This window comes from Pyrinomonas sp. (genome assembly GCF_040289685.1).
Taxonomy (GTDB): Bacteria; Acidobacteriota; Blastocatellia; order Pyrinomonadales; family Pyrinomonadaceae; genus Pyrinomonas.
Window position 1 is genome coordinate 1 of the sequence record NZ_PSLQ01000009.1, and the last position, 22,150, is coordinate 22,150.

Consider the following 22,150-nt stretch of genomic DNA (forward strand, 5'->3'; position numbering starts at 1 on the left):
TGGCGGATGGGCTGCCGTCAACCAGCCTCGAAGCATCAACCGCTGGCGGTTAGGTGCAAGCCCCCGAATTTATTCGGGGGTTGTTGACCAGACATCGCCCTTGCGAATTCCATTTTGAAACAATTCATCATGATCAAAGAGAAGTTGATAGCTGCGATCGAAAAAAAGAGCGCGCGCGTTGGGGTCATCGGCCTCGGCTACGTCGGCTTGCCGCTGGCCGTAGAGTTCGCGCGCAAAGGCATTCACGCGCTTGGCTTTGAGGTTGACCGCCGCAAAGTCGAACGCATCAAGGCCGGCGATTCATACATCGGCGATGTGCCGTCAGCGATCTTAAGGGAAGTCGTCGAGGCCGGTCATCTGGATGCGACGACCGACTTCAATCAACTGCGCGATTGCGATTGCATCATCATCTGCGTGCCGACGCCGCTCAGAAAGACCAAAGAGCCGGATATCTCCTACATCCTCGCCGCGAGCGAAGAGATCAAGCGCAATTTGCACCGCGGACAACTGATCATCCTCGAATCGACGACCTATCCGGGCACGACCGACGAGGTCTTGCTTCCGGCTTTCGAGGAGACCGGCCTAAAGCTCGATCGAGATTTCCTGCTCGCCTTCAGTCCTGAAAGAGTCGATCCAGGCAATCCAAAATATCAAACGCACAACATCCCGAAGGTGGTCGGTGGCGTCAGCCCAGATTCGACTGAAGCGGCCGCAGCGCTTTACAGCCAGATCGTCAACGAAGTTCATCCCGTCAGCTCGGCGCGCGTAGCGGAAGCGGCCAAGCTCCTCGAAAACACTTTCCGCGCTGTCAACATCGGCATGGCCAATGAGATGGCGCGCCTCTGTTACGCACTTGGCATCGACACATGGGAAGTGATTCGCGCTGCCGCGACCAAACCCTTCGGCTTCATGCCGTTCTACCCCGGACCGGGAATAGGAGGGCACTGCATACCTTTGGATCCGCATTACCTTTCATGGAAAGCGCGGCAACACGGGTTCGAGTCGCGCTTCATCTCGCTGGCCGAAGAGGTCAACTCCCGCATGCCGGAGCACGTGGTCCAGCTCGTCATCGACGGGTTGAACGATGACCGCAAAGCGCTGAAGGGAGCGCGCATCCTTCTTCTCGGCGTCGCTTACAAGAAAGATGTCGACGACGTGCGCGAAAGCCCCGCCCTTTCGATCATCGATCGGCTGCGCGCCAAGGGCGCCGAGGTCCGCTACCACGATCCACACGTCGAAGAGGTCCGTTTCGATGACGCGCACACGCAAGCGGGCGGGGATCCGCTGCGCTCGGTGGCGCTGACGTCAGAAGAACTGGCAGCCGCCGATTGCGTCGTCATCGTTACCGATCACAGCAAGGTGGATTACAAGATGGTCGTCGAAAATGCGCGCTTGATCGTCGACACGCGAAACGCGCTTAACGGCGATCTGCGCCAGAAGGCTAAAGCGCGCGTCATCCGTTTGTGATCGTCTCGAGTGGGATTTTCGGCCCTCATGCTCAAAACGATCGTCGTCGCTGGCGCGCGTCCGAACTTCATGAAAGTGGCGCCCATCGTGCGCGCGATGCGACGCCGCGCGCATGAATTCTCTTCGTTGCTGGTCCACACCGGGCAACACTACGACGCGCAGATGTCGGACGCTTTCTGGCGCGATCTAAAGCTTCCTGAACCGGACATCTACCTCGGCGTCGGATCGGGCACGCACGCCGAACAGACAGCGGCCATCATGGTGCGCTTCGAGCCGGTCGTCGTGCGCGAACGCCCCGATTGGGTCATCGTCGTCGGCGATGTCAACTCCACGCTCGCATGCGCGCTCGTTTGCGCCAAACTCTGCGTCCGCGTCGCGCACGTCGAAGCCGGCCTTCGGAGCCACGACCGGACCATGCCGGAGGAGATCAATCGCCTGCTGACCGATCAGATCGCCGATCTGCTTTTGACCCCTTCGCCCGATGCCGATGAGAACTTACGACGCGAAGGCATCGCACCGGAAAAGATCAGATTCGTCGGCAACGTGATGATCGACTCGCTGCTGGATAATCTAGAACGAGCCGCTTCTTCCGACATCCGCCAACGTCTCGGATTGCGCGATTACGCGGTGGCGACGTTGCATCGCCCGTCCAACGTTGATGATCCGCCGACGCTCGCCCGTCTGCTCGCCGCGTTCGACGAGATCGGAAGAAGAGTGCCCGTCGTCTTCCCGGTCCACCCGCGCACCAACGCGCGTCTTGCCGAGTTCGGTTTGAACGCCGCGTTCGACGTCAACCGTGTGCGCGTCATCCCGCCGCTCGGCTACCTGGATTTTCTTCATCTGCTGAGCGGCGCGCGCTTGGTCCTCACGGATTCTGGCGGCATTCAAGAAGAGACCACGGCTCTCGGCATCCCTTGTTTGACCTTGCGCGAGAACACGGAACGTCCGATCACTGTCGAGATGGGCACCAACAAAGTGGTTGGAACGGATGGCACGCGCATCATCGTCGAAGCTCTGCGCGCGCTCGAGGCGCGCCGCCACGTGGCGCGCTCTCTGCCGCCGTTGTGGGACGGACGAGCAGCGGAGCGCATCCTCGATGCTTTGCTTGAAGCATCCAAGATCACGCCTTAAGCTCGACTCGACCCGCCGGGGAAGATCGGATTTGAGCCGCGAGTCCCTTCGTCGAAGACGATGAAGAATCGTTCGCCAAAGGCCACATCTGAACCGAACTCAAACTTCATCGCGCGCGCCACGTGGCGGCGCGCACGTCATTTGAACGAGGCTCGACATTGTCCTCGCCATGTCCCGCCCGAGGTTTTCAGTAGCTCTCCGGTCATATCCGCACGCAGCCCGATTGCGTGCGGCCCGCACCGTAATTCGCCCATCGCTTGATTGCGCGTGACGGCTTGCTTCTTCACGCAACCAACGGGAAGATTCTCAGTGTGAGTTTGATGCGGCGAATTCGACGGGCCGTGCGCGGCGACGTGCCGTGGCAGGCGTTTGCGCTCGAAGCTTGGCGGCGGGCGAAGGCGCGCGCGTTCCTGCAGTTGGAGCGCATTGAACTGGCGCGTCGGCGCGAACGCGAAGCCCGCCTCGCGCCGGAGTTTCGGCGCCTTTCGGACGGCGCGCTGCTTGAATACTTCCGCGCGCGGCGCGCCCCCGCTTCGCTTCCCGGCATCGCCGTGGCCCCTCACGCCTATGCGCGGCTTTTCCCTCGAGAAGCGAAAGAGCTGATCGCCGCAGCGCGGAGAATCGCGGAAGAACACCGCTGGCCGCTTCTCGGCTTCGGCAGCGTGCAATTAGAGCGCGAAGTAGATTGGCGGCGCTGCCCCGTATCGAAAGCGTCGTGGCCGCTCCTTTTCCACGCAGATGTCGAATGGGTGCGCAGCGATGGGGCCGACATTCGCGTCCTTTGGGAACTAAACCGTCTGGGCCACCTGCTGAAGCTCGCTTGTGCGTGGGGCGTCTCGCTCGACCAAAGGTGGAGCGAAGAATGCTGGCGGCAGATAACCGGTTGGCGTGCGGCCAATCCGATGGGATACGGGCCGAACTGGACCTGTGCGATGGAAGTGGCGCTGCGTGCCGTCAATCTGCTCGCCGTCTTTGAACTGCTGCGCCGCGCGCCGAGCATGACGCTCGAAAGATTGAAAATGATGCTCGCCCTCTTCGATGAACACGGCGCATATATCAGGCGAAATCTTGAGTTTTCGTATCTGGCGACGAGCAACCACTACCTTGCCGATCTGGTCGGGCTATTGTGGCTTGGCACGCTTTTACCGGAATTGAGCGCGGCGCGCGATTGGCGCGATCTGGCCTTGCGGGAACTGCCAATCGAACTCGACAAGCAGATTCTCAACGATGGGGCCGACGATGAATCGTCTACAGGTTATCACCGCTTCGTGCTCGAAATGCTCCTCTATACGCTGCTGCTCTGTCGCGCCAACCGCATCGATTTGGGCGAAAGATTTGAAACGAAGTTGCGCGCCATGCTCGCCTACGTCCGCGCTTACTTGCGTCCCGATGGCCGCGCGCCGCTCATCGGCGACACCGACGGCGGGCAGTTCCTCCCCTTTCTGGACCGCGAAGCGGACGACCACGCATACCTTCTCGCCATCGGCGCAGTGGCGTTCGATGCGCCGGGTCTCAAACTGTCGGATGAAGCGCCGGGCGAGCTGTTTTGGACCGGCGGCGAAGAAGCGGTTGCCCGTTTTCGCTCGCTTCCGTTGAGTTCTCCGCCCGCCTCTGCCGCCTTTCCCGACGCTGGCGTTTACATTCAACGGGCGCAGGACCGCTATCTTCTCTTCAATGCAACGCGCACAGGGTTGAGCGGACGCGGATCGCACGCGCACAATGATGCGTTGAGCATTGAAGTCAGCGTTTGCGGGAGGGTCTTCGTGCGCGATCCTGGAAGCTATGTCTATGGAGCCGATCTCGACGCGCGGCACGTGTTTCGCTCGACCGCCTTTCACTCGACCGTCCAAGTGGACGACGAAGAGCAGAACGAAATAGAGCGCCGGGCTCCCTTTGCGATCGGCGACCAAGCTCGCCCACGCCTCCTCCGCTGGGAAGCAAGCCCAGAGGCCGACCACCTCATCGCCGAGCACTACGGATACTGCCGACTTCCGCACCCGGTCACGCATCGGCGCGCTGTCTTTTTCGATAAGCGCAAGCTCTTCTGGCTGATCGAAGACGCGCTTCTTGGCACAGGACGACATCGCTTCAAGATCATCTTCCATTTCGATGCTGGACTCACCGTCGAACCGTTCGACGGCGCGGCCGTCGAAGCGCGAGATCATCGTCGGGGATCTTCGCTGCTCGTCGTCCCGCTGGACCTACGCCAAGCGCCTGCAATCGAATCGCGTTGGACTTCGCGCCACTACGGCGAGCGTCGCGCCTCGCAAGCGGCTGTGTGGACGCATACGGCCACCGTTCCGTTGCTCCTCTCCTGGGCGCTCATCCCCATTTGCGCTGAAGCCGATCGGCGCGCCGCAGAAGAGCTGATCGCGCGCTTGCATCGCGATCGCTTTTCCGTCTTAATGGAAGAGAACGCGCGCGACCTTCCGCGCGTCGAGTGAACGCGGGGCACGCGGCGTTTCGTGCGAGCGCGTAGTGCGTAAGGCCAAGCGTGTGGCCCAGCGGAACGAAAACCGCAGTGGTCGGGTTTTCCCTTCAACCGGCGACGGCAGGTCGGCGCGTGAGTGGATTGACGTCTCGCTAGAAGATGTGTGGGATCTGCGGAGTCTGGGAGTATTCGAGCGCGACGGGCGCGAAAGTGGAGGCGGCCACGCTCGAACGAATGCGCGACGCGATGAGCCATCGCGGGCCAGACGCGAGCGGCCTCATCTTGCTCGATGACGGCAGGCTCGGATTGGGCCACCGACGGCTATCGATCATCGACCCTTCCGCCGCTGGTCATCAACCGATGCGCGGTTGCGATCATCGCAACATATGGATCAGCTTCAACGGTGAGATCTACAACCACGCCGAACTTCGCGCGACGCTGGAAGCGCATGGTCATCGGTACCGTTCGCGCACCGATACCGAGACGATACTTCATCTCTACGAAGAGCACGGAACCGAATTCGCGCGTATGATCGAGGGCGATTTCGCCATCGCCCTGTGGGACGGCGAGCGCGAGCGGCTCGTGCTGGCGCGCGACCCCTTGGGCGTCAAACCGCTCTACTTCCATCAACGCGATGGACGCCTCATCTTCGCCTCCGAGATCAAAGCGATTCTGGCCCATCCGAAAGTCTCAACCGAGATGGACGACGAAGCGCTCGGAGAATACTTGACCTTTTTAGCCGTGCCTGCGCCGCGCACGCTTTTTGCCGGGATAAGCAAACTGCCCGCAGGTCACATGCTCCTTTGCACGCGCGATGGAAGTTTGAAGATCGAACGTTACTGGGACGCCCTTCCACCGAACGCGCCGCCGAAGTTGACCGAAGAAGAACACGCGGCGGAGATCTTGCGCTTGTTGCGCGCATCCATCAAAAAAAGGATGATGTCGGATGTCCCCTTCGGCGTCTTTCTCTCCGGCGGCGTCGACTCATCGGCCAACGTCGCTTTGATGGCTGAAGAGATGACGCAGCCGGTGCGCACCTTCACCGTCGGCTTTTGCGATGACGACGCATTGAACGAGCTTGCGCAAGCGCGACACGTCGCGCAACTTTTCGCCACGGATCATCACGAGATCCTCATCGGCTATAAAGAGATGACTGAGTTTCTGCCGCGCCTCGTCTTTCACCAAGATGAGCCGATCGCAGATCCGGTTTGCGTTCCGCTCTATTACGTCGCGCAACTTGCGCGCGCTTCGGGCACCGCGGTCGTCCAAGTCGGCGAAGGCTCGGACGAAATCTTCTGCGGTTACACGAACTACCGTCGCCATCTGCGAATTCACGAAAGATTCTGGCGGCGCGCCGAAAGGTTGCCGCGCGCCATCAAGCGCGCGATCTCGACTTTGGCGCTTCCGGCGTTGGAAGCGACAGGGGTGAATCCATTGGGCGCGGAGATCATCCGTCGTTTCGGCGCTGGCGATCCCCTGTTCTGGGGCGGAGCGGTCGTCTTTGACGAAAGGAGCAAAGCGCGGCTGCTCAAAAATCATCCCTCAAGCGAAGGAGGCACGCGGCGGACGGTGCTCGCGCATTTAACGCGCATTGCCGAAGAACGCCCACAGTCGGATTTTCTCGCGCGCTTGACCTATCTCGAACTGAAAGTGCGGCTGCCCGAACTGCTCCTGATGCGCGTTGACAAGATCACGATGGCGACCTCGGTCGAAGCGCGCGTTCCTTTTCTCGATCAACATCTGGTCGAACACGCGCTGAGCGTTCCGCAAAACTTGAAGATCGTCGGCGAAAACGGCAAATGGATCTTGAAACGGGCGCTTGAAAAGGTCCTGCCGGCAGAGATCCTCTGGCAACGAAAGCGCGGATTCGGTGCACCGGTAAGCACGTGGCTGAGAGACGATGCGACCGAACTGCTGGACCAACATCTGCTCGGTTCGTCACTGCGCCGACGGCGGCTATTCGATTATTCCTTCATCGCACGCCTCATCGACGAACATCGTCGCGGCGCGCGCGATTGGGGTTTCCATCTCTGGTGCCTGCTCAACTTCAGCTTGTGGTACGAACGATGGATCGAGCCGAGCTAGAGCGAGCGGCAGATGATCCGCTGCCGCCCGATGGGGCGCGGCCCACGACTTTCGCGCGCGGCGCGGCGCTCACCTTTGCGACGCGTTTCGCGATGGCGCTCAATAGTTTCTTCGTCGGCATCATCGTCGCCCGCCATCTCGGCCCAGCGGGACTCGGCATCTACACCGTGCTCAACGCCATCAACAGCAACGCCGCACAGTTTGGCGTCGCCGGTCCGGCGGCAGCGGCGACCTATTACGTCGCGCGTGATCGTCGGTGGCTTGCACCCACCTTCGCCAACGCGATCCTGTACTCTTTCTCCATCGGCGGCGCGTTGGCCGTAAGCATCCTCCTTTGGGCGATTGCGACGCCGAGCTTCTTCGGGACGATTCCGCCTGCGCTCTTGAGCCTGGCCGTCATCGCCATCCCGTTTCAAATCTTCACGCTGCTCGCGCTGAACCTTTTCCTCGCCATCGGACGCATCGAGCGCTACAGCCTGCTCGACTTATTAGGCCAGTCCGCCCTTCTCCTCAACGCGCTCTTGGCGCTGGCGCTCTTCCAAGCAGGGTTGATGACGCTCGTCTTTTTGAACACGCTGGCCGTCGTCACCACCGCCCTGTTCGTCGCCGCGCTGCTTTGGCGACAACTCGATCGGCATGAACGCGCGCGCTGGAAGCCTGATCTGGCGCTCCTTGGTCGCATGGCACGCTACGGGGCGAAATATCATGCCTTGATGATCGCTTCGACCTTGGTCTTGCGCGCCGATCTGTTTATCGTCAACTGGCTGCGCGGAGCAGCCGAGGCGGGCATCTATGGGGTCGCTTCGCAAATGGCGCTGCTGTTGCTCATGCTCCCTAACGTCATCGGTTCTCTTCTTTTCCCGCGCATCGCCGCGGCGCAAGATGCATCGGGCCACATGGCAGCGACGACGAGCAGAAACATCGCGTTCATCATGTTCATCATTTGCCTCGGTTCTGTTCCTGTCAGCCTGTTGCTGCCATACGCTTACGGCGCGGAGTTTCGCGCTTCGGTCGCGCAGTTCTGGTTGCTGTTGCCCGGCGCCTATTTGCTCGGCTTGGAGATGGTTCTGGTCCAGCATTTCGTCGGGCTGGGACTGCCGCGTGCCATTCCGCTCTTCTGGCTCGCCACGCTCGGCGTCAATCTCGCGCTCAATTTGCTGCTCGTCCCGCGATGGGGGGCGTTGGGCGCAGCCGCTTCTTCGACCGTGAGCTACGCGTTCATCTTCTTTCTCGTTGCGCTCTATTTCCACCGCCACACGGGGCTACCTTTCGGCGAAATCCTCTTGCTGCGTCGCCGCGAACTCGTGCGTTTGATCGGCAGCGCGCGTCAGCGCCTCTTTTCCTTGGCGAAGGCGTAGTTCGCTTCGGCGAAACGCTCGCGCAGAACGTAGCCTTGTTTCGACAACAGCGCGATCGCGACGTCCACGTTGCCGCCGAAGAGCTCGACCAACAGCAGACACTGGTTGCTCTCCAGAAATTCGGTCATGCCACGCAAAACTTCCAGCTCGTGCCCCTCGACATCTATCTTGACGACGACCCTTTCGCCGCGAAGAGGCAGCAGCCGGTCCAGCCTGCTGGTTCGGACGACTGTGGCGCTAGTCGCGTGGCGAGCGGCGTTGAAATGAAGCGAATGGGTTCCGAGGTTGCGCTTTCCAGCATCGAAATCTTTCGGCTCGTCGCTTCGATGCAACACAGCCTCTCCTTCGCTTGATGAAAGCGCCAGGTCATACAGCTCCACCTTTCGGTCCAGATCGTTGAGCAGCAAGTTGGCCACCAACTGCGCTCGACTTCGCGCGTCTGGCTCGAAGGCGAAAACGCGTTCGATCGCCGGACAAGAACCGAGCGCCACGGTGTGAACGCCGATGTTCGCACCGACATCGACGAAGTGCGTATAGCCTTGTTCTTCGATGGCGCAGCGCAGCGCGCGAATCGTTTCGGCTTCGTAAGAGCCTTCGAGAAAAAGTCGGCTATCGATGTAGCTTGCAAGGTCCAGCAGGAAGAGATTCCCCCAAAGATCACGCCCGAGTTCCCATCCAGCGACCCGTCGCATGGCGAAAGCGACGAGCCGCTCGCGCCCTCGTTTGAATTTGAAGCCGCGCACGAGCAACTTCAGCGAGCGATTGAGCAGCGCCTGTTGAGCGCTTGACGGCATCGGCGCCAAAAATCCTCCCGATCCCGATTGCGAAAGACGATCGTTCCCGGCGTGCGCGTACAAACGTCGCTGGCGACTGCCGGACAGCCGAAGTAGACCGCTTCGGCGACGCTGATCCCGTAACCGTCTGCGCAAGTTGGGCGCACGAAGAGTTGCGCGCGTTTGAACAACGGCCACATCTCCCGATGGCCGGTCATGAAATGGAAGTTCTCCTCGATTCCCACCGCGTTGATTCGCTTCTTGATTGCGCGAAGGTAAGCTTCATCTCCAACTTCCGCCAACGCGAACAGAAGCCCGATTTGCGGATGGTCTCGTTTGAGTTCGGCGACGAGATCAACGCACATATCCAAACCGTAAAGATCGACGCCACGGTAAAAGACGATGCGCGGTGCGTTGGCGAGCACAAGCGGCGCGGCACGGCGTACAAAAGCATGAACTTCGGATGGATAACTCTCCCAAATCGCTTGCTCTTCGTCTGCGGGCGGCGGAATGAAAGGAGAACGGATGGCGGTCTGCCGCGCAAGCGCGACGCCATGCTCTTCGTAGTAGGATTTGATCTCGTGACCGATGAGCACCAACTCACGGCAGCGCGCAAGAAACGCGCCGTAAGCCTTTCGCTGCCACCGATTCCACGTCTCGATTCGCCGCCAATTGTGATCCATCACTTGCGTGCGCGAAGCCGCCCCGCGCGCAAGCAGGATCAAGGGCACGCAGAGCGATTGCACGTGAACCGAGATGAGATCGTAATCCTTCAATCGCCCGAAACAGAGGTGCCAAACGTAACGCCAACGACCGAGCTTCGTTCGGTCGAGCAGATCGACTTCGTGCCCCTCGCTTTCCAGCGCGCGTTTATGCCGTTTCAGAAAGACGCTGACGCCTCCAAGCGGCGGCGGCAACGGCCCGATGAGCAGAATCTTCACCGACCTTTCGCCCTCGCACGCTCATTTTAGCAGCAATCTTCCCCATCGCCCGCAATGGAACGCACGGGATCAAGCTAATCTCTAGCCCACGCGCCGGCCGCTGCAGGAAGCGCTCCGCAGCCTGCATGGAATGCGGGACAGGAGTGCAGCGCGCGGGTTCAAGCCAGCCCGGCGCGTAATCAAACGCGCTTTCAAGGCGCGTCGGGCACCGCACAGGTATCCGCACGACTTCGGCTGGCCACGCGTCTCGCCACGACGCGCCTTGCGGGCCGCGTGCGATTTCAAATAACCTGTAACGCGCTCGTTGCGACCGAAAAGTCGAACGGCGCTCTGCGTTGATCCAAGGGCGAGCGTTTCAACGACCGAGACGAATGATCTCAGGGGAAAGCATCATCTGCTTCGGCGGCGAGGATTGGTTCTATCACCATCCGCACTCGAAGAACCATTTGATGCGGCGATTTGCGCGCGCCGGCAATCGCGTCCTTTTCGTCAATTCGATCTCGATGGGACTGCCCGCGCTCACACACAAGGATCTGCTGCCACGCATCGCGCGCAAACTTCGCTCCTACCTGCGCTTCATGCGCGAGACCGAAGAGGGCATCGCCGTCGTTTCGCCGCCGACGGTACCCTTTTTCGGCAACGCCTTGGCGCGCGCCCTCAACCGCTTTCTGCTCGAAGCGCAAGTCGGGGCCATCGCGCGTCGTCGTGGGCTTCGCGCGCCCATCCTGTGGATCGCCATTCCGACAGCAGCGGAGATGATCGGGCGTTTCGATGAATCGTTGGTCATCTATCAGGTTTCCGACAGATACGACGCAAACACCATGGATCATGCGACCGATCCGGCCAAGATCCGCCGTCTCCATGACCGAGCGATCGAACTGGCCGACATCGTGTTCTACTCGGGGCGCAAGCTCTTCGCTGAAGCGGAACACGGGCGCGAAAAGTCGTACTTGCTGGAACAGGCTGTGGACTTCGACCACTTCGCGCAGGTCACAAACGGGCGAGTCGAGATCGCGCCCGAGATCGCGCGAATTCCGCGCCCGCGGCTCGGCTATTTCGGCGCCATCGATCCATGGCTGATCGATCAAGAGTTGATCCGTCTGGCGGCGCGCGTGCGCCCTTCTTGGCATTGGGTCTTCATCGGGAACCGCGCGCGCGGAATCGAGATCGAAGGGCTGCCGAACGTCCACTTTCTGCCGCCGGTTTCATATGAAGCGCTGCCGCGCTACGCCGCTGGGTTCGATGTTTGCGTCTTGCCGTGGGACATCGAAAACATCTGGACCAGTTATGGATCGGCGATCAAAGTTCGCGAGTATCTGGCGACGGGGCTACCGGTCGTCATCTCGCCGCTTCCCGAGTACGAACCGATGGCCGACGTGTTGCGCATCGCACGCAGCCGAGATGAATTCATTCGCCTCGTCGATGAAGCGCTCAGCGAACGCGACCCCGCAGCTCGTCGCGCAAGGCAACGGGCGGTCGCCAGCGGCACTTGGGATGCGCGCGCTGAATGGGTGAGCGACTTGATCGAAGAGGCGCTCGCCAGAAGACGCGAGGCCAGAGCGGGGCCCTGCTTCAAACCGCGACTCGAACGAGATTCGTCTTCATCGCGCTGAACAGCGCCGCACGATGGCCAGCAAATGCCCCGTCAACTCCGCGGCGCGTGCAAGACCTGAAGGCAAGATCGCCCGTTTGAACGAGATGACCGACAAAGGATGATCCCCATGCTCGATCGACGACAAAAGCGCGTCGCATCCGATGAACAGCAGCGCGGCGAGGTAAGATGAAATACCTTTTTCGTGACCGATGGCGCGATGTCCCCTGCTACGCGCCTTACAGATCGTGCGCCTTGGTCGAGGTGCGCTTCGCGGTACCGCTCGCGCGCGTTGTGCCGCACGATCAACGCGCGATGACGCGCTCATGGCGCAAGGTTTGGGGTTTCGTGCTGGCTGAAGGGCCTATCGCGACTTGGGAGAAGATTCGCTCCAAAAAAGAGCAGGAGCTTTTGACCGGCGATTTTCACGTCGTTGTCGCCGTAGGCGCACCCGCCGAGACAAACGCGGCGATGCCTTTGCTCTGCTTGGGCACACGTCATCCGCGCTGCGCCGAACGCATGCTCTTTCATCGCGAACTGATCGCGCCGCTCGACCTCTGGCCCAGTCCAGAAGAGCTAACGGTTGCCGTTCAACGAGTAGTGCCCGCCACGCAAGAAGCCTTGTCGAAGATCGCCGGCTACAATTTCTACTCGGATCAACCGCCGCCGCCAGAAGCAGTGCGTCTGCTCCGAGCGATCGGCGACGCGCTGGCCATAGCCGACGACGCGCAGGCGGCTCCGCGCTCGCCGCAGATCGAGGCGATCACGCCGCCAAGCTCGACCGCCCGCGACGCACCAAACAGGGGCCGAAGGCACGGCGTCGCCATCATCGCCGCCGGCGATTACACGCGCACGCAGATCATTCCGGCGCTTCGGCGGGCCGGGGCGCCTCTTGACGCCATCGTCGATCTGGAACCGCTTTTCGCCGCACACGTCAAAGAACGGTTTGGCTTTGCGCGCGCGTTGACCGACTGGCGTGCGGCCATCGCGCAACCGGAGACGGATTTCGTCGTCGTCGCTTCTTACCACGACACGCACGCGAGGATTGCAGCCGAAGCCGTGCGCCTCGGCAAAAAAGTGCTGGTCGAAAAACCGCCCGCCGTCACGCGCGATGACATGTGTCTGTTGCTCGAAGCGATGCGCGACCCGCACGCTTTCATCGAGGTCGGCTTCAACCGACGCTTCGCTCCGTTCACGCGCGAAGCGCGCCGTCTGCTCGAGCGAGTCGCTGGACCGTTGACCATCCTTTGTCGCGTCAAAGAGGTGGAAATACCAGACGCGCACTGGTATCGCTGGCCCAAAGAAGGGACGCGCATCACGGGCAACCTGTGCCACTGGATAGACCTCGCGGTTCACTTCATCGGCGACCGGGCGCGTCCCGCCGAGATCGCCCTTTCGCCGCCCGTCGCCAAACAGCCCGACGAAGAACGCACTTTGTCCATCGCCTTCGACGACGGATCTGTCGCCGTCATCGCGGCGACCTCGCGCGGCGATGCAACGCTTGGCGTTCAAGAGCGATTGGAAATACGCCGCGATCGAATGACTATCGAGATCGATGACTATCGCACGCTGAAAGTCACCTGTGACGGACGATGCATCGCGCATCGGCGCACGCGGCGCGACAAAGGGCATCGCACTATGTACGTCGAAACCTTTCGGCGCGCGCAAAAGGGAGAACGCGCGCTCTACACGCCGCGCGACCTGCGCTGGACGACCATGCTCGTCGTTCGCGCGACCGAACTGGCTCTTTCGGGGGAAAGAAGCGCGAGCCTCGACGACTGAAGGCGGTTGGTCTCTTTTTCAGCGGCGCGCGGCTTGAATGTCGCCCATCGTTGGCGCGAGAATGAGATTTGGGAAACGGGTTCTCCATGGCGGCCAAGCATCGAAAGACCAAACGGCGACTTTCGCTTCTATTGCCTCTCGCTCTCTTGTGCGCATGCCATGAGGCACGGCAGGCTTCATCGCAGAATGCCGAGCAACGGACGCAGAAAGGAGGTGTGGCGATGAAGATCACGAGCGCAGCTTTTCAAGATGGCGGCCTGATCCCGCGAAAGTACACTTGTGACGGAGAGGACCTGTCTCCACCGCTCGCGTGGGCCGACCTGCCGCGCGAGACGCAGAGCATCGCGCTCATCGCCGATGATCCGGATGCGCCACGCGGCACGTGGGTCCACTGGGTGATCTACGATCTTCCGCCGGAGGCGCGAGAGCTTTCCGAAGGGGTGCCGCCTGCTGATACGTTGCCAAATGGAGCAAAGCAAGGACGCAACGATTTCGGCAAGATCGGCTACGGCGGTCCGTGTCCGCCGCGCGGCACTCACCGCTACTTCTTCAAGCTCTACGCGCTCGACCGCAAGCTGGGGCTGCCTGCAGGCAAAACCAAACAAGAGCTGCTCGACGCCATGCGCGGATACGTCCTAGCCGAAGCGCAGTTGATGGGGCGATACGGAAGGTGAAGTGGGATGCTGGACCGATTGAAGATCTTTCAGCAAAGCCGTGTGAACTCCCTAAGAGCCGCGCGGCCATTACAGGCAATGGCCGCGCGGCTTGAAAAGCCGTTGCCCAAAATCCCTTTCGGCTGAATCCGCGCTTGCGCGCGCCGAAGCCGAAGGAAAGTCGGAATGGAAGTTCTTCGAAGGCGCCCCTTTCGTCAAAGGGCAAAGATCGAGTTCGCCGGTTGAAAAATTCTCTGAAGGAGAACGGAATTTTGCGATCTTCACGACGCGCGCTCGTGACGGGCGGAGCCGGATTCATCGGGTCACATCTCGTCGACCGACTGCTCGCTGAAGGCGGTTGGCACGTCACCGTGCTCGATGATTTCAACGACTTCTACGATCCGCAAATCAAACGTGCCAACATCGCTGCCCACTTAGGTCGCGATGACTTTCGCTTGATCGAGTGCGATATACGCGACCGCGAAGCGCTTAGGGCGCTGTTTGCCCGTGATCGTTACGATGTGATCGTGCATTTGGCGGCGCGGGCTGGCGTTCGCCCCTCTTTGCGCGAGCCTTTCCTCTACGCGGAGACCAACATCAGCGGCACGCTCAACCTGCTCGAATGCGCTCGCGAACAAGGCATCGAGCAGTTCGTCTTCGGCTCGTCATCTTCGGTGTACGGCATCAACGCCAAGGTTCCCTTCAGCGAAGAGGACCCGGTCCGGCAACCGATCTCGCCCTACGCGGCGACCAAGGCGGCGGGCGAGCTTCTTTGCCACACCTATTCGCACCTTTACGGGATACGCTGCCTCTGCTTGCGGTTTTTCACCGTTTACGGCGCGCGGCAAAGGCCGGATCTGGCGATCCACAAGTTCGCGCGTCTGATCGCCCAAGGGCGGCCCATTCCGGTCTTCGGCGATGGCACGACGCGGCGCGATTACACCTACATCGACGACATCTTGCAGGGCGTGCGCGCGGCGATCGATTACCGCGCGAGTCGTTACGAGATCATCAACTTGGGCGAAGCGCGCACCGTGGAACTCCGCGAATTGATCGCGCTGCTCGAACGCGAACTCGGCAAACGGGCGTTGATCGACTGGCAACCACCGCAACCGGGCGACGTGCCGCAGACCTTCGCCGACATCACCAAGGCACGCCGCTTGCTCGAATACGACCCACAGACGCCGATTGAAGAGGGGATTCGACGCTTTGTCGAGTGGTTCCGCAAGGCGCGTGCTGCCGCGGATTGACCCTTGAGCTTTGCCATCGGCGCGCAAAAAGCTTATCATTTGCGGTTTTCGCGCGGAGCGCACAAAAGAAACTGATCCGACAGCGGTGCGACGGACGGCGCCTCGTCTGTTCCCCGTCGCGTCGCCGCGCGCAGCGAAAAGCTTTCAGGTGGATGATGAGGACATACGAAGAGCTAGCAACCCAGATCGATGCGATCAGCGATCGCCCCGCCGGACAGCCGGATCTATCGGTTTTCCTTCCCGTCTTCAACGAAGAACCGAATCTGCGCCCGTTGCACGCCAAGCTCGATGCGGCGCTGGCGGAACTGGGGCGCACGGCGGAGATCATCTACGTCGATGACGGCTCGACCGACGGAAGTCTGAGGGTGCTGCGCGAAATCGCCGAGGACGACCCGCGCGTGCGCGTCATCGTCCTCAAACGAAACTACGGACAAACGGCAGCCATGGCCGCCGGCATCGATGCTTCCCGAGGACGCATCCTCATCCCGATGGATGCAGACATGCAAAACGACCCGGCGGATATCAAGCGCTTGCTCGAAAAGCTCGAAGAGGGTTACGACGTGGTCTCAGGCTGGCGCAAAGATCGCAAGGATAAGTTTTTTACGCGCCGCCTCCCTTCGATGCTCGCCAACAAGCTCGTCTCGTGGATCAGCGGCGTCAAACTTCACGATTACGGTTGTTCACTGAAAGCTTACCGGCGCGAAGCGCTGACCGATGTGCGGCTCTACGGCGAGATGCACCGCTTCATTCCGATCTATGCTTCGTGGGCCGGCGCGCGCGTTACCGAGATCCCCGTTCGGCATCACCCGCGCACAATGGGCAAATCGAAATACGGCCTTTCGCGCACGCTCAAGGTCATCTTGGACCTAGTGACGATCAAGTTCATGGCCTCGTATCAAACCAAGCCGATCTACGTCTTCGGCACCTGCGGACTGGTCGCTTTCGGCATCTCGCTTCTCGCGGCGCTCTGGGCAGTGGTCAAGAAGTTAACCGAAGGGACCTCCTTCATCCGAACGCCGCTTCCGTTGCTCGCCATCGTCATGTTCGCGCTCGGCGTTCAATTCCTGTTGATGGGGCTGCTCGCCGAAATGCTCGTCCGCACATATCACGAATCGCAGGCTAAACCCATCTACGCGGTGCGCGAGCGAATAGGATTCGAAAGACGTTGAACGCCGATTCAAAACAAACGAAAGAAGGTTCCGACAAACTCCCCTTGAAGATCGTTCGCCGTCGTGATCACGCTCTTCAAGAAGAGCTTTCGGCAAGAGCGCTCGGTCAGCGCTTGTCCGCCGCGAAGCCGAGGGCGAAGCGCCCGAAAAGAGCAGCGGAGAGCAAGGCGCGCCTTTCAATCGTCAAGGCGCACTGGTTCCATCTTGGGCACGAGCAGATGAATGATGAGCAGCGCGATCAAGTAGGTCGATCCGGCGATGATGAAGATGGGAAGATAGCTTCCGGTCCACTCCAAAATGTAGCCGACGACCTTGGCGATCAGCATGCCGCCCACCGCCCCGGCCATCCCGCCAATACCGACCACCGTGCCGACAGCGCGCCGCGGGAACATGTCGGAAGCGAGCGTGAAGATGTTCGCCGACCAACCTTGATGCGCCGCCGCTGCTAGCCCGACCAGCGCAACGGCCGCCCACAGGCTCCCGACCTGCGAAGCGAAGACGACCGGCACGACGCACAAAGCGCAGATGAGCATCGCGATCTTTCTTCCGGCGTTCACCGTCCACCCGCGTTTGATCAGCGCCGAAGAGAGCCAACCGCCGCCGATGCTGCCAGCATCGGCGATCAGGTAGACGGCGGCCAGCGGCGGGCCGAAACTCTTCAGATCGAGGCCGTGATTCTTGTGGAAGAAGTCCGGCAACCAGAAGAGATAGAGCCACCAGATCGGATCGGTCATGAATTTGCCGACGGCAAAAGCCCACGTCTGCCTGTGCGGGAGCAGACGCGCTAAGCGCACCTGCCCTTGCTGTTCGGGCGGGTCGCTGCGGATGTAAGCGAGTTCGGTCGCCGATAGACGAGTGTGTTCTTCAGGTCGCCGGTAAAGCGCTAACCAAAAGGCGAGCCAGATGAACCCGATCGCGCCGGTGAGGATGAAAGCCCATTGCCACCCGTACTTGTAAGCGATCCATGGAACGACCAGCGGCGTGACCAACGCGCCGACGTTGGTACCAGCGTTGAAGATGCCCGTCGCCAGCGCTCGCTCGCGTTGCGGGAACCACTCGGCTACGGTCTTAATGGAGGCCGGGAAGTTGCCCGCTTCGCCAAGTCCGAGAGCGAAGCGCGCCGCGCCAAAGCCGAGGACCGAACGGGCTGCGGCGTGGGCCATCGCCGCTACGCTCCACAGGGCGACAGCCAGACTGAAACCAAGCCGCGTCCCAAGCCGATCCATTAGCCGCCCGACGCCGAGCAACCCGATCGCGTAAGCGAGTTGAAACGCGAAGACGATGTTGCTGTAGTCTATCTCGGTCCAACCAAACTCCTTTTCCAACAGGGGTTTGAGGATGCCGATCACTTGGCGGTCGACGTAGTTGATCGTCGCGGCAAAGAACAGCAGCGCACAAATGGTCCAGCGTAAGTTCCCAACGCGCGGACGCGCCGCCTCTTGCGTGGTGCTTTCCACATCGGCGCCCACCGCTGAAGAAGCGCCCGTCATAGCGGCAACCCGTTCCGATTTCCCGTCCATCTTCTCTCTCGCCCTCTTCTTTGAGCTTTTCGCTCTCCGCTGAGCTCGAACTCCAAATCAAGCTTCTATTTCGTTTCGCTAACGAACTTGCCGTACTGCTCTTCGACCTGTTGCGGGCTGACGGGACCGGAAAATATCAGCACGCGATGGCGAAAGGTCACGGACTGACCAGGTTCGAGAGCGAAGTTCAACTTTTCGCGCCCTCGGCTGAAGACTCCTTGCCCGAGCGGGTTGGCGGCGAAAAGCCCGTAGCCGCGCGCGTGCCAGTAAGTCGGATGGCCGACGTTCTTCGGGTGGTCCAGAATCGCCAGCGTCACCTCCTCGTTGCCGATCTTTCCGCTGAGCATGGTCCAACGCGCGCGCGTCCCCCAAACGGCATCTCCCGCCAACCCCTCGCTACTGCGATAGAGGCCGGTCACGCCGGCGTTGTTCATCGCGGGGACCGTGGTCGCTCGACCGCTCGCATCGGTGAAGGTCGTCGGTTCATTCGACGGTTGCTCTAGCTGGCGAGCGACGCGAATGCCGAGCAATCCTTCTTTGTTATCCCGAAACAGAACGCGCCGGTCGAGCGCCGTCAACGTCGTCCGCCGTTCGACGGTGCGCAAGCGCGGCTCCGCGTAGAAGACGAACGTCGTGCGTTCGCGCAAGATGGGCGCGCCATCGGGCATGATCCAGTCCATTTCGACTTCGAGTTCGCCGCGCCCAACACCGTTTTCGGCGCGCACAATGCGCCGGTGGACGATGCTCCCCATTCGCCTCTGCTCCTCTGGCGGAAGGGCCGACGAGTTGTTCCAGAAGTCCACACCGTTGACATCGCCGTAGTTGAACCACAAGCCAACGTGGTGCGGATGGTCTACGCGCTCGCCGGGCCGCGGATCGAGCGGAAAGCCGCGCGTCACTAGCGTGCCCGAAGCGGTGCGCAGTGGATAGAGAACCGGCTTGCGCAGCGTCGCGGGCCAGATGTACGAGGTGAAGGGCTGCCCATCAATCAGCACATCCACGCGCCGCTCGCTCTCGCGCGGCACGATGACGACACGAGGCTTCCTCTGCGCGGAAGCAGCGAAGATCAAGCTCGCGCAGAAAGCGAACGCGATCACGACCGACGCACGCGCTCGAATGAATTCTTTTTCCGACATCGACTTCTCTCTCCGAAGCTTTTCAGCCTGTGACGACCTCTTGTTTTCCGTCGTCGAAGGTGACGCGCTTTCCTGTGTGCAACGCGGCGATCGTCATGCAGAGCGCGACCGAATGGTTGTAGCCAGCGTGGATATCGGCGTTGGGCGTCCTCCTGCTGCGCACGCATTCCATCCAATTACGCATGTGCGCCGAAGTGAGCGAATCGGCCCCCGTGTTGGCCGCCGTCTCGGCGCGCGCCGCTTGTCGCTCTTCAACGAGCGACATCTCCGGCAGCAGATTTGGTTTCATCCCCATTGGGCGCGCGTAGCGCTCTTCCAACCCCCCTTCGGGCGAGACCTTGTTGGTGTCGAGGTTGAGCGTGCCGGCATTGGAATAGTAGATCTCCTTGGTTCCACCAGCCGAGTTGGTTTGACGCGAAGAGTAGACAACCTGAAAGCCCTTCGACGGATCATCAAACGGACCGTAATCGAAGACCGCCGTCATCGTGTCGAAGTTCGTGCGCCCATCGCGCCACATGTAGATGCCACCGTTAGCGACCACCGACCGCGGGCGCGACAGCCCCGTAAACCAATGCACGGTGTCGATCTGGTGCACCATCCACTGATCCGGAATGCCTGATGAGTAGGGCCAGAAGAGACGAAACTCAATGTACTTACGCGGATCCCACGTAGGCTTACGCCCGTTCTCTTTGCGATTGAGCACGAACCGGTCCCAATCCGTATCCTCGCGTCGGATCGCTTGCACCAAGTTGGGGCGCCGCCATCTGCCGGGCTGATTGACGTTCCACGTCATCTCGACCATGACGATGGGACCGAACTTGCCCGAACGGATGAATTCGTTGGCGCGCATGTAGTTGCTGCCCGAACGCCGTTGCGTGCCGATCTGCACGATGCGCCGCGTCTCTTCGACGGCGCGCAAGATCGCCCGCGCATCTTCCATCGTGTTGGCGAGCGGTTTCTCGATGTACGCATCGCGTCCGGCGCGCACCGCTTCCACGCCGTGCAAGGCGTGTTGAAAGTCAGCCGTCGCGATGATCACCGCATCCACTTCCTTGCGGTCGTATAGTTCATCGTTGTTGCGCGCGCGAAAAATATCCAACGGCGGCAGCCCAGCCCGCGCGCGCTGCTCGCCGATGAAAGCGGCGCCCTCTTCGCGCCGCCGATTCCAGATATCGGAGACGGCGACCAGATCGAAGTTGAGTTCCTTGGCGTGCTGCAAAAAGGCCGGGATGAGCGCATCTTTGGCGCGGTCCGAAAAACCGACGATGCCGACGCGCACGCGATCGTTGGCGCCGAGAATGCGCGCATAGCTGGCGGCGCTTGAAGTGAGCGCCAAGCCTGCGGCGCCCAACGCCGCGCTCTTGATGAAGTCTCGACGCGATCTTTGGTCCTTCATGGCGGTTCCTCCTTACAAGGATCATCGAAGTCAACGAACTGGCCCACTTTCTGGCCCACTTTCGCCCGTGAAGCGTTTTGGTTCTTTCTTTGAACAAACTCTCTGAAGCGACCAACTCGCCCGGTGTCGCGTCACGCCTTGACGTAATCAGCGACGCGCAGGCGCTTTCCTTTCTCGATAGCCTCGTTCGCCAGATGAACGCAAATGGACGAAGCCCACCCGACGCGCTCGTCGGCGAACGGACGGCTCTGCCGACGCAATGAATCAATGAAAGCTTGGCAAGCCATGAAGTTCGGGTTGCCCGCGGCGGTCTCCGGGACTTTGATCGGCGCGCCCGGTCCGCGATACGGCATGTCGCCGCGAACGCTGTAACTGGCACCGGTGCGCACCCCGCGCTCGACCACCTCGGAAGAGTTCAAATTCGGCGGCAAGGGGCGGTTTCGTTCGTAGTAGAAGGTGCCATCTTCCAGCGTCAGTTCGACGCTCCCGCCGCTGCCGTAAACCCATATCTGGTAACCGACCTTGTGGTTGTTGAGAAGCGAACTGAAGGTGAAAGTGCGACCGCCCGGATAGCGAAAGACGACCTCGATGTTGTCCCAAACTTCGCGACCATCCTTGTAGAAATCTATGCCGCCGCTTCCCACCACCGTTTCTGGGAGCGCGCCGAAGAGCCAGTTGGCGAAATCCACGTGGTGCGAGCCGAGTTCAGCCATCAGGCCACCCGAATAAGCGCGATACATACGCCAGTTGATCAACCGCTCGTACTTCGGCTCGGGCACAGGCCGGCGCCATGTGCTGTTGCGATGCCAGTAGCCGAAGATATGCGTCGGCTGACCGATCTCGCCCGCGCGTATCCTGTCCAACGCTTCGCGATACCAAGAAGCGTAGCGGTACTGGTGGCCCACCTGATAGAGCTTGCCCGTGTGACGCACGGTCTCGACGATGCGGTTCGATTGTTCGATGTCGTAGGCCATCGTCTTTTCGCCATAGACGTGGCGACCGCTGTCGAGCGCGGCGATCACATGCTCGGCATGCAGGTGAAGCGGCGTCGCGACGACGACCGCATCGACATCGCGCGCCTGATCGAGCAACCGTCGATAATCGCCGTAGGTCGCCACGCTGCGCCCGATGATCTTTTGCGCTTGCCCAAAGCGCGGCTCATAAACGTCACACAGCGCGCGTATTTCGACGCCCGGCAGACGCAAAAAGTAACGCATCAACTCTTGCCCGCGACTTCCCGCGCCGATGATGGCCAAGCCGATGCGTTCCGAGGGCGGCAAACGCTTTGGCCCCCCAAGCAGGACGGTGGAGCCAGCGCCAACCGCTCCCGCAGATGCGATTTTGAAGAAACTTCTTCTGTCCACTTCCGTGCAGATGAACTAGCTTCGCTCTTCGAAGATGGGCATCGCTTCGCGCCGCGCCTCGCGCAACGCGGCCACCAAGGCGGCCAAAGAACAACGACCTTCG

The 22,150-nt window shown here is 60.9% G+C and carries 16 protein-coding genes; 10 read left to right on the forward strand and 6 right to left on the reverse strand.

The genetic code is table 11. The features are described 5' to 3' along the window. Positions 1-129: 129 nt before the first annotated feature. The 5 genes from C4334_RS03630 (at position 130) to C4334_RS03650 (ending at position 8,472) form a co-directional block, all read left to right on the forward strand. Positions 130-1,467, forward strand: coding sequence for a nucleotide sugar dehydrogenase (locus tag C4334_RS03630; protein ID WP_502943392.1), 1,338 nt, complete (start codon positions 130-132; stop codon positions 1,465-1,467). 27 nt (positions 1,468-1,494) lie between these two features. Continuing rightward, positions 1,495-2,598: a non-hydrolyzing UDP-N-acetylglucosamine 2-epimerase gene (gene wecB / locus C4334_RS03635; RefSeq protein ID WP_352430723.1), complete on the forward strand. Its 1,104-nt coding sequence runs from the start codon at positions 1,495-1,497 to the stop codon at positions 2,596-2,598. Positions 2,599-2,918: 320 nt separating this feature from the next. Continuing rightward, positions 2,919-5,042 (forward strand): alginate lyase family protein, encoded by a 2,124-nt coding sequence (locus tag C4334_RS03640; RefSeq protein WP_352430775.1) that lies wholly within the window; start codon positions 2,919-2,921, stop codon positions 5,040-5,042. Positions 5,043-5,188: 146 nt separating this feature from the next. Further along, positions 5,189-7,114, forward strand: a complete 1,926-nt coding sequence (gene asnB / locus C4334_RS03645; protein WP_352430724.1) for an asparagine synthase (glutamine-hydrolyzing) — start codon at positions 5,189-5,191, stop codon at positions 7,112-7,114. Next, positions 7,096-8,472 carry an oligosaccharide flippase family protein gene (locus C4334_RS03650; protein WP_352430725.1) on the forward strand — a complete coding sequence of 459 codons (1,377 nt, stop codon included), beginning with the start codon at positions 7,096-7,098 and terminating at the stop codon, positions 8,470-8,472. The genes asnB and C4334_RS03650 overlap by 19 nt, the downstream gene beginning before the upstream one ends. Here C4334_RS03650 and C4334_RS03655 read toward each other — a convergent pair. Further along, positions 8,442-9,266, reverse strand: a complete 825-nt coding sequence (locus C4334_RS03655) for an FkbM family methyltransferase (protein WP_352430726.1) — start codon at positions 9,264-9,266, stop codon at positions 8,442-8,444. The two genes, C4334_RS03650 and C4334_RS03655, sit on opposite strands and share 31 nt — an antisense overlap. Next, positions 9,224-10,186, reverse strand: coding sequence for a glycosyltransferase (locus tag C4334_RS03660; protein ID WP_352430727.1), 963 nt, complete (start codon positions 10,184-10,186; stop codon positions 9,224-9,226). Before C4334_RS03660 ends, C4334_RS03655 begins: the two co-directional genes overlap by 43 nt. Positions 10,187-10,557: 371 nt before the next feature. Between C4334_RS03660 and C4334_RS03665 the strand changes: the two genes are divergently transcribed. The 5 genes from C4334_RS03665 to C4334_RS03685 all read left to right on the forward strand — a co-directional run bounded on the left by C4334_RS03665 (position 10,558) and on the right by C4334_RS03685 (position 16,631). Continuing rightward, entirely contained in the window at positions 10,558-11,799 is a 1,242-nt protein-coding gene (locus tag C4334_RS03665; protein WP_352430728.1) for a glycosyltransferase, read from the forward strand. A 167-nt stretch (positions 11,800-11,966) separates the two neighbouring features. Continuing rightward, complete coding sequence (locus tag C4334_RS03670; protein ID WP_352430729.1) at positions 11,967-13,559, forward strand: Gfo/Idh/MocA family protein; 1,593 nt, start codon at positions 11,967-11,969, stop codon at positions 13,557-13,559. Positions 13,560-13,780: 221 nt separating this feature from the next. Beyond that, entirely contained in the window at positions 13,781-14,233 is a 453-nt protein-coding gene (locus C4334_RS03675) for a YbhB/YbcL family Raf kinase inhibitor-like protein (RefSeq protein ID WP_352430730.1), read from the forward strand. Between the two features lie 251 nt (positions 14,234-14,484). Then, complete coding sequence (locus C4334_RS03680) at positions 14,485-15,462, forward strand: NAD-dependent epimerase/dehydratase family protein (RefSeq protein ID WP_352430731.1); 978 nt, start codon at positions 14,485-14,487, stop codon at positions 15,460-15,462. A gap of 152 nt (positions 15,463-15,614) precedes the next feature. Continuing rightward, positions 15,615-16,631 carry a glycosyltransferase family 2 protein gene (locus tag C4334_RS03685; RefSeq protein WP_352430732.1) on the forward strand — a complete coding sequence of 339 codons (1,017 nt, stop codon included), beginning with the start codon at positions 15,615-15,617 and terminating at the stop codon, positions 16,629-16,631. Positions 16,632-16,807: 176 nt separating this feature from the next. Here the strand turns inward: C4334_RS03685 and C4334_RS03690 are convergent, their stop codons facing one another. The 4 genes from C4334_RS03690 to C4334_RS03705 all read right to left on the reverse strand — a co-directional run bounded on the left by C4334_RS03690 (position 16,808) and on the right by C4334_RS03705 (position 22,047). After that, positions 16,808-18,151 (reverse strand): MFS transporter, encoded by a 1,344-nt coding sequence (locus tag C4334_RS03690; protein WP_502943393.1) that lies wholly within the window; start codon positions 18,149-18,151, stop codon positions 16,808-16,810. Positions 18,152-18,216: 65 nt separating this feature from the next. Continuing rightward, a complete protein-coding gene (locus tag C4334_RS03695; protein WP_352430733.1) occupies positions 18,217-19,287 on the reverse strand; it encodes a DUF6807 domain-containing protein in 1,071 nt (356 codons plus the stop codon). Positions 19,288-19,309: 22 nt separating this feature from the next. Beyond that, positions 19,310-20,683: a Gfo/Idh/MocA family protein gene (locus tag C4334_RS03700; protein ID WP_352430734.1), complete on the reverse strand. Its 1,374-nt coding sequence runs from the start codon at positions 20,681-20,683 to the stop codon at positions 19,310-19,312. A gap of 131 nt (positions 20,684-20,814) precedes the next feature. Further along, positions 20,815-22,047: a Gfo/Idh/MocA family protein gene (locus tag C4334_RS03705; RefSeq protein ID WP_352430735.1), complete on the reverse strand. Its 1,233-nt coding sequence runs from the start codon at positions 22,045-22,047 to the stop codon at positions 20,815-20,817. Positions 22,048-22,150 lie beyond the last annotated feature (103 nt).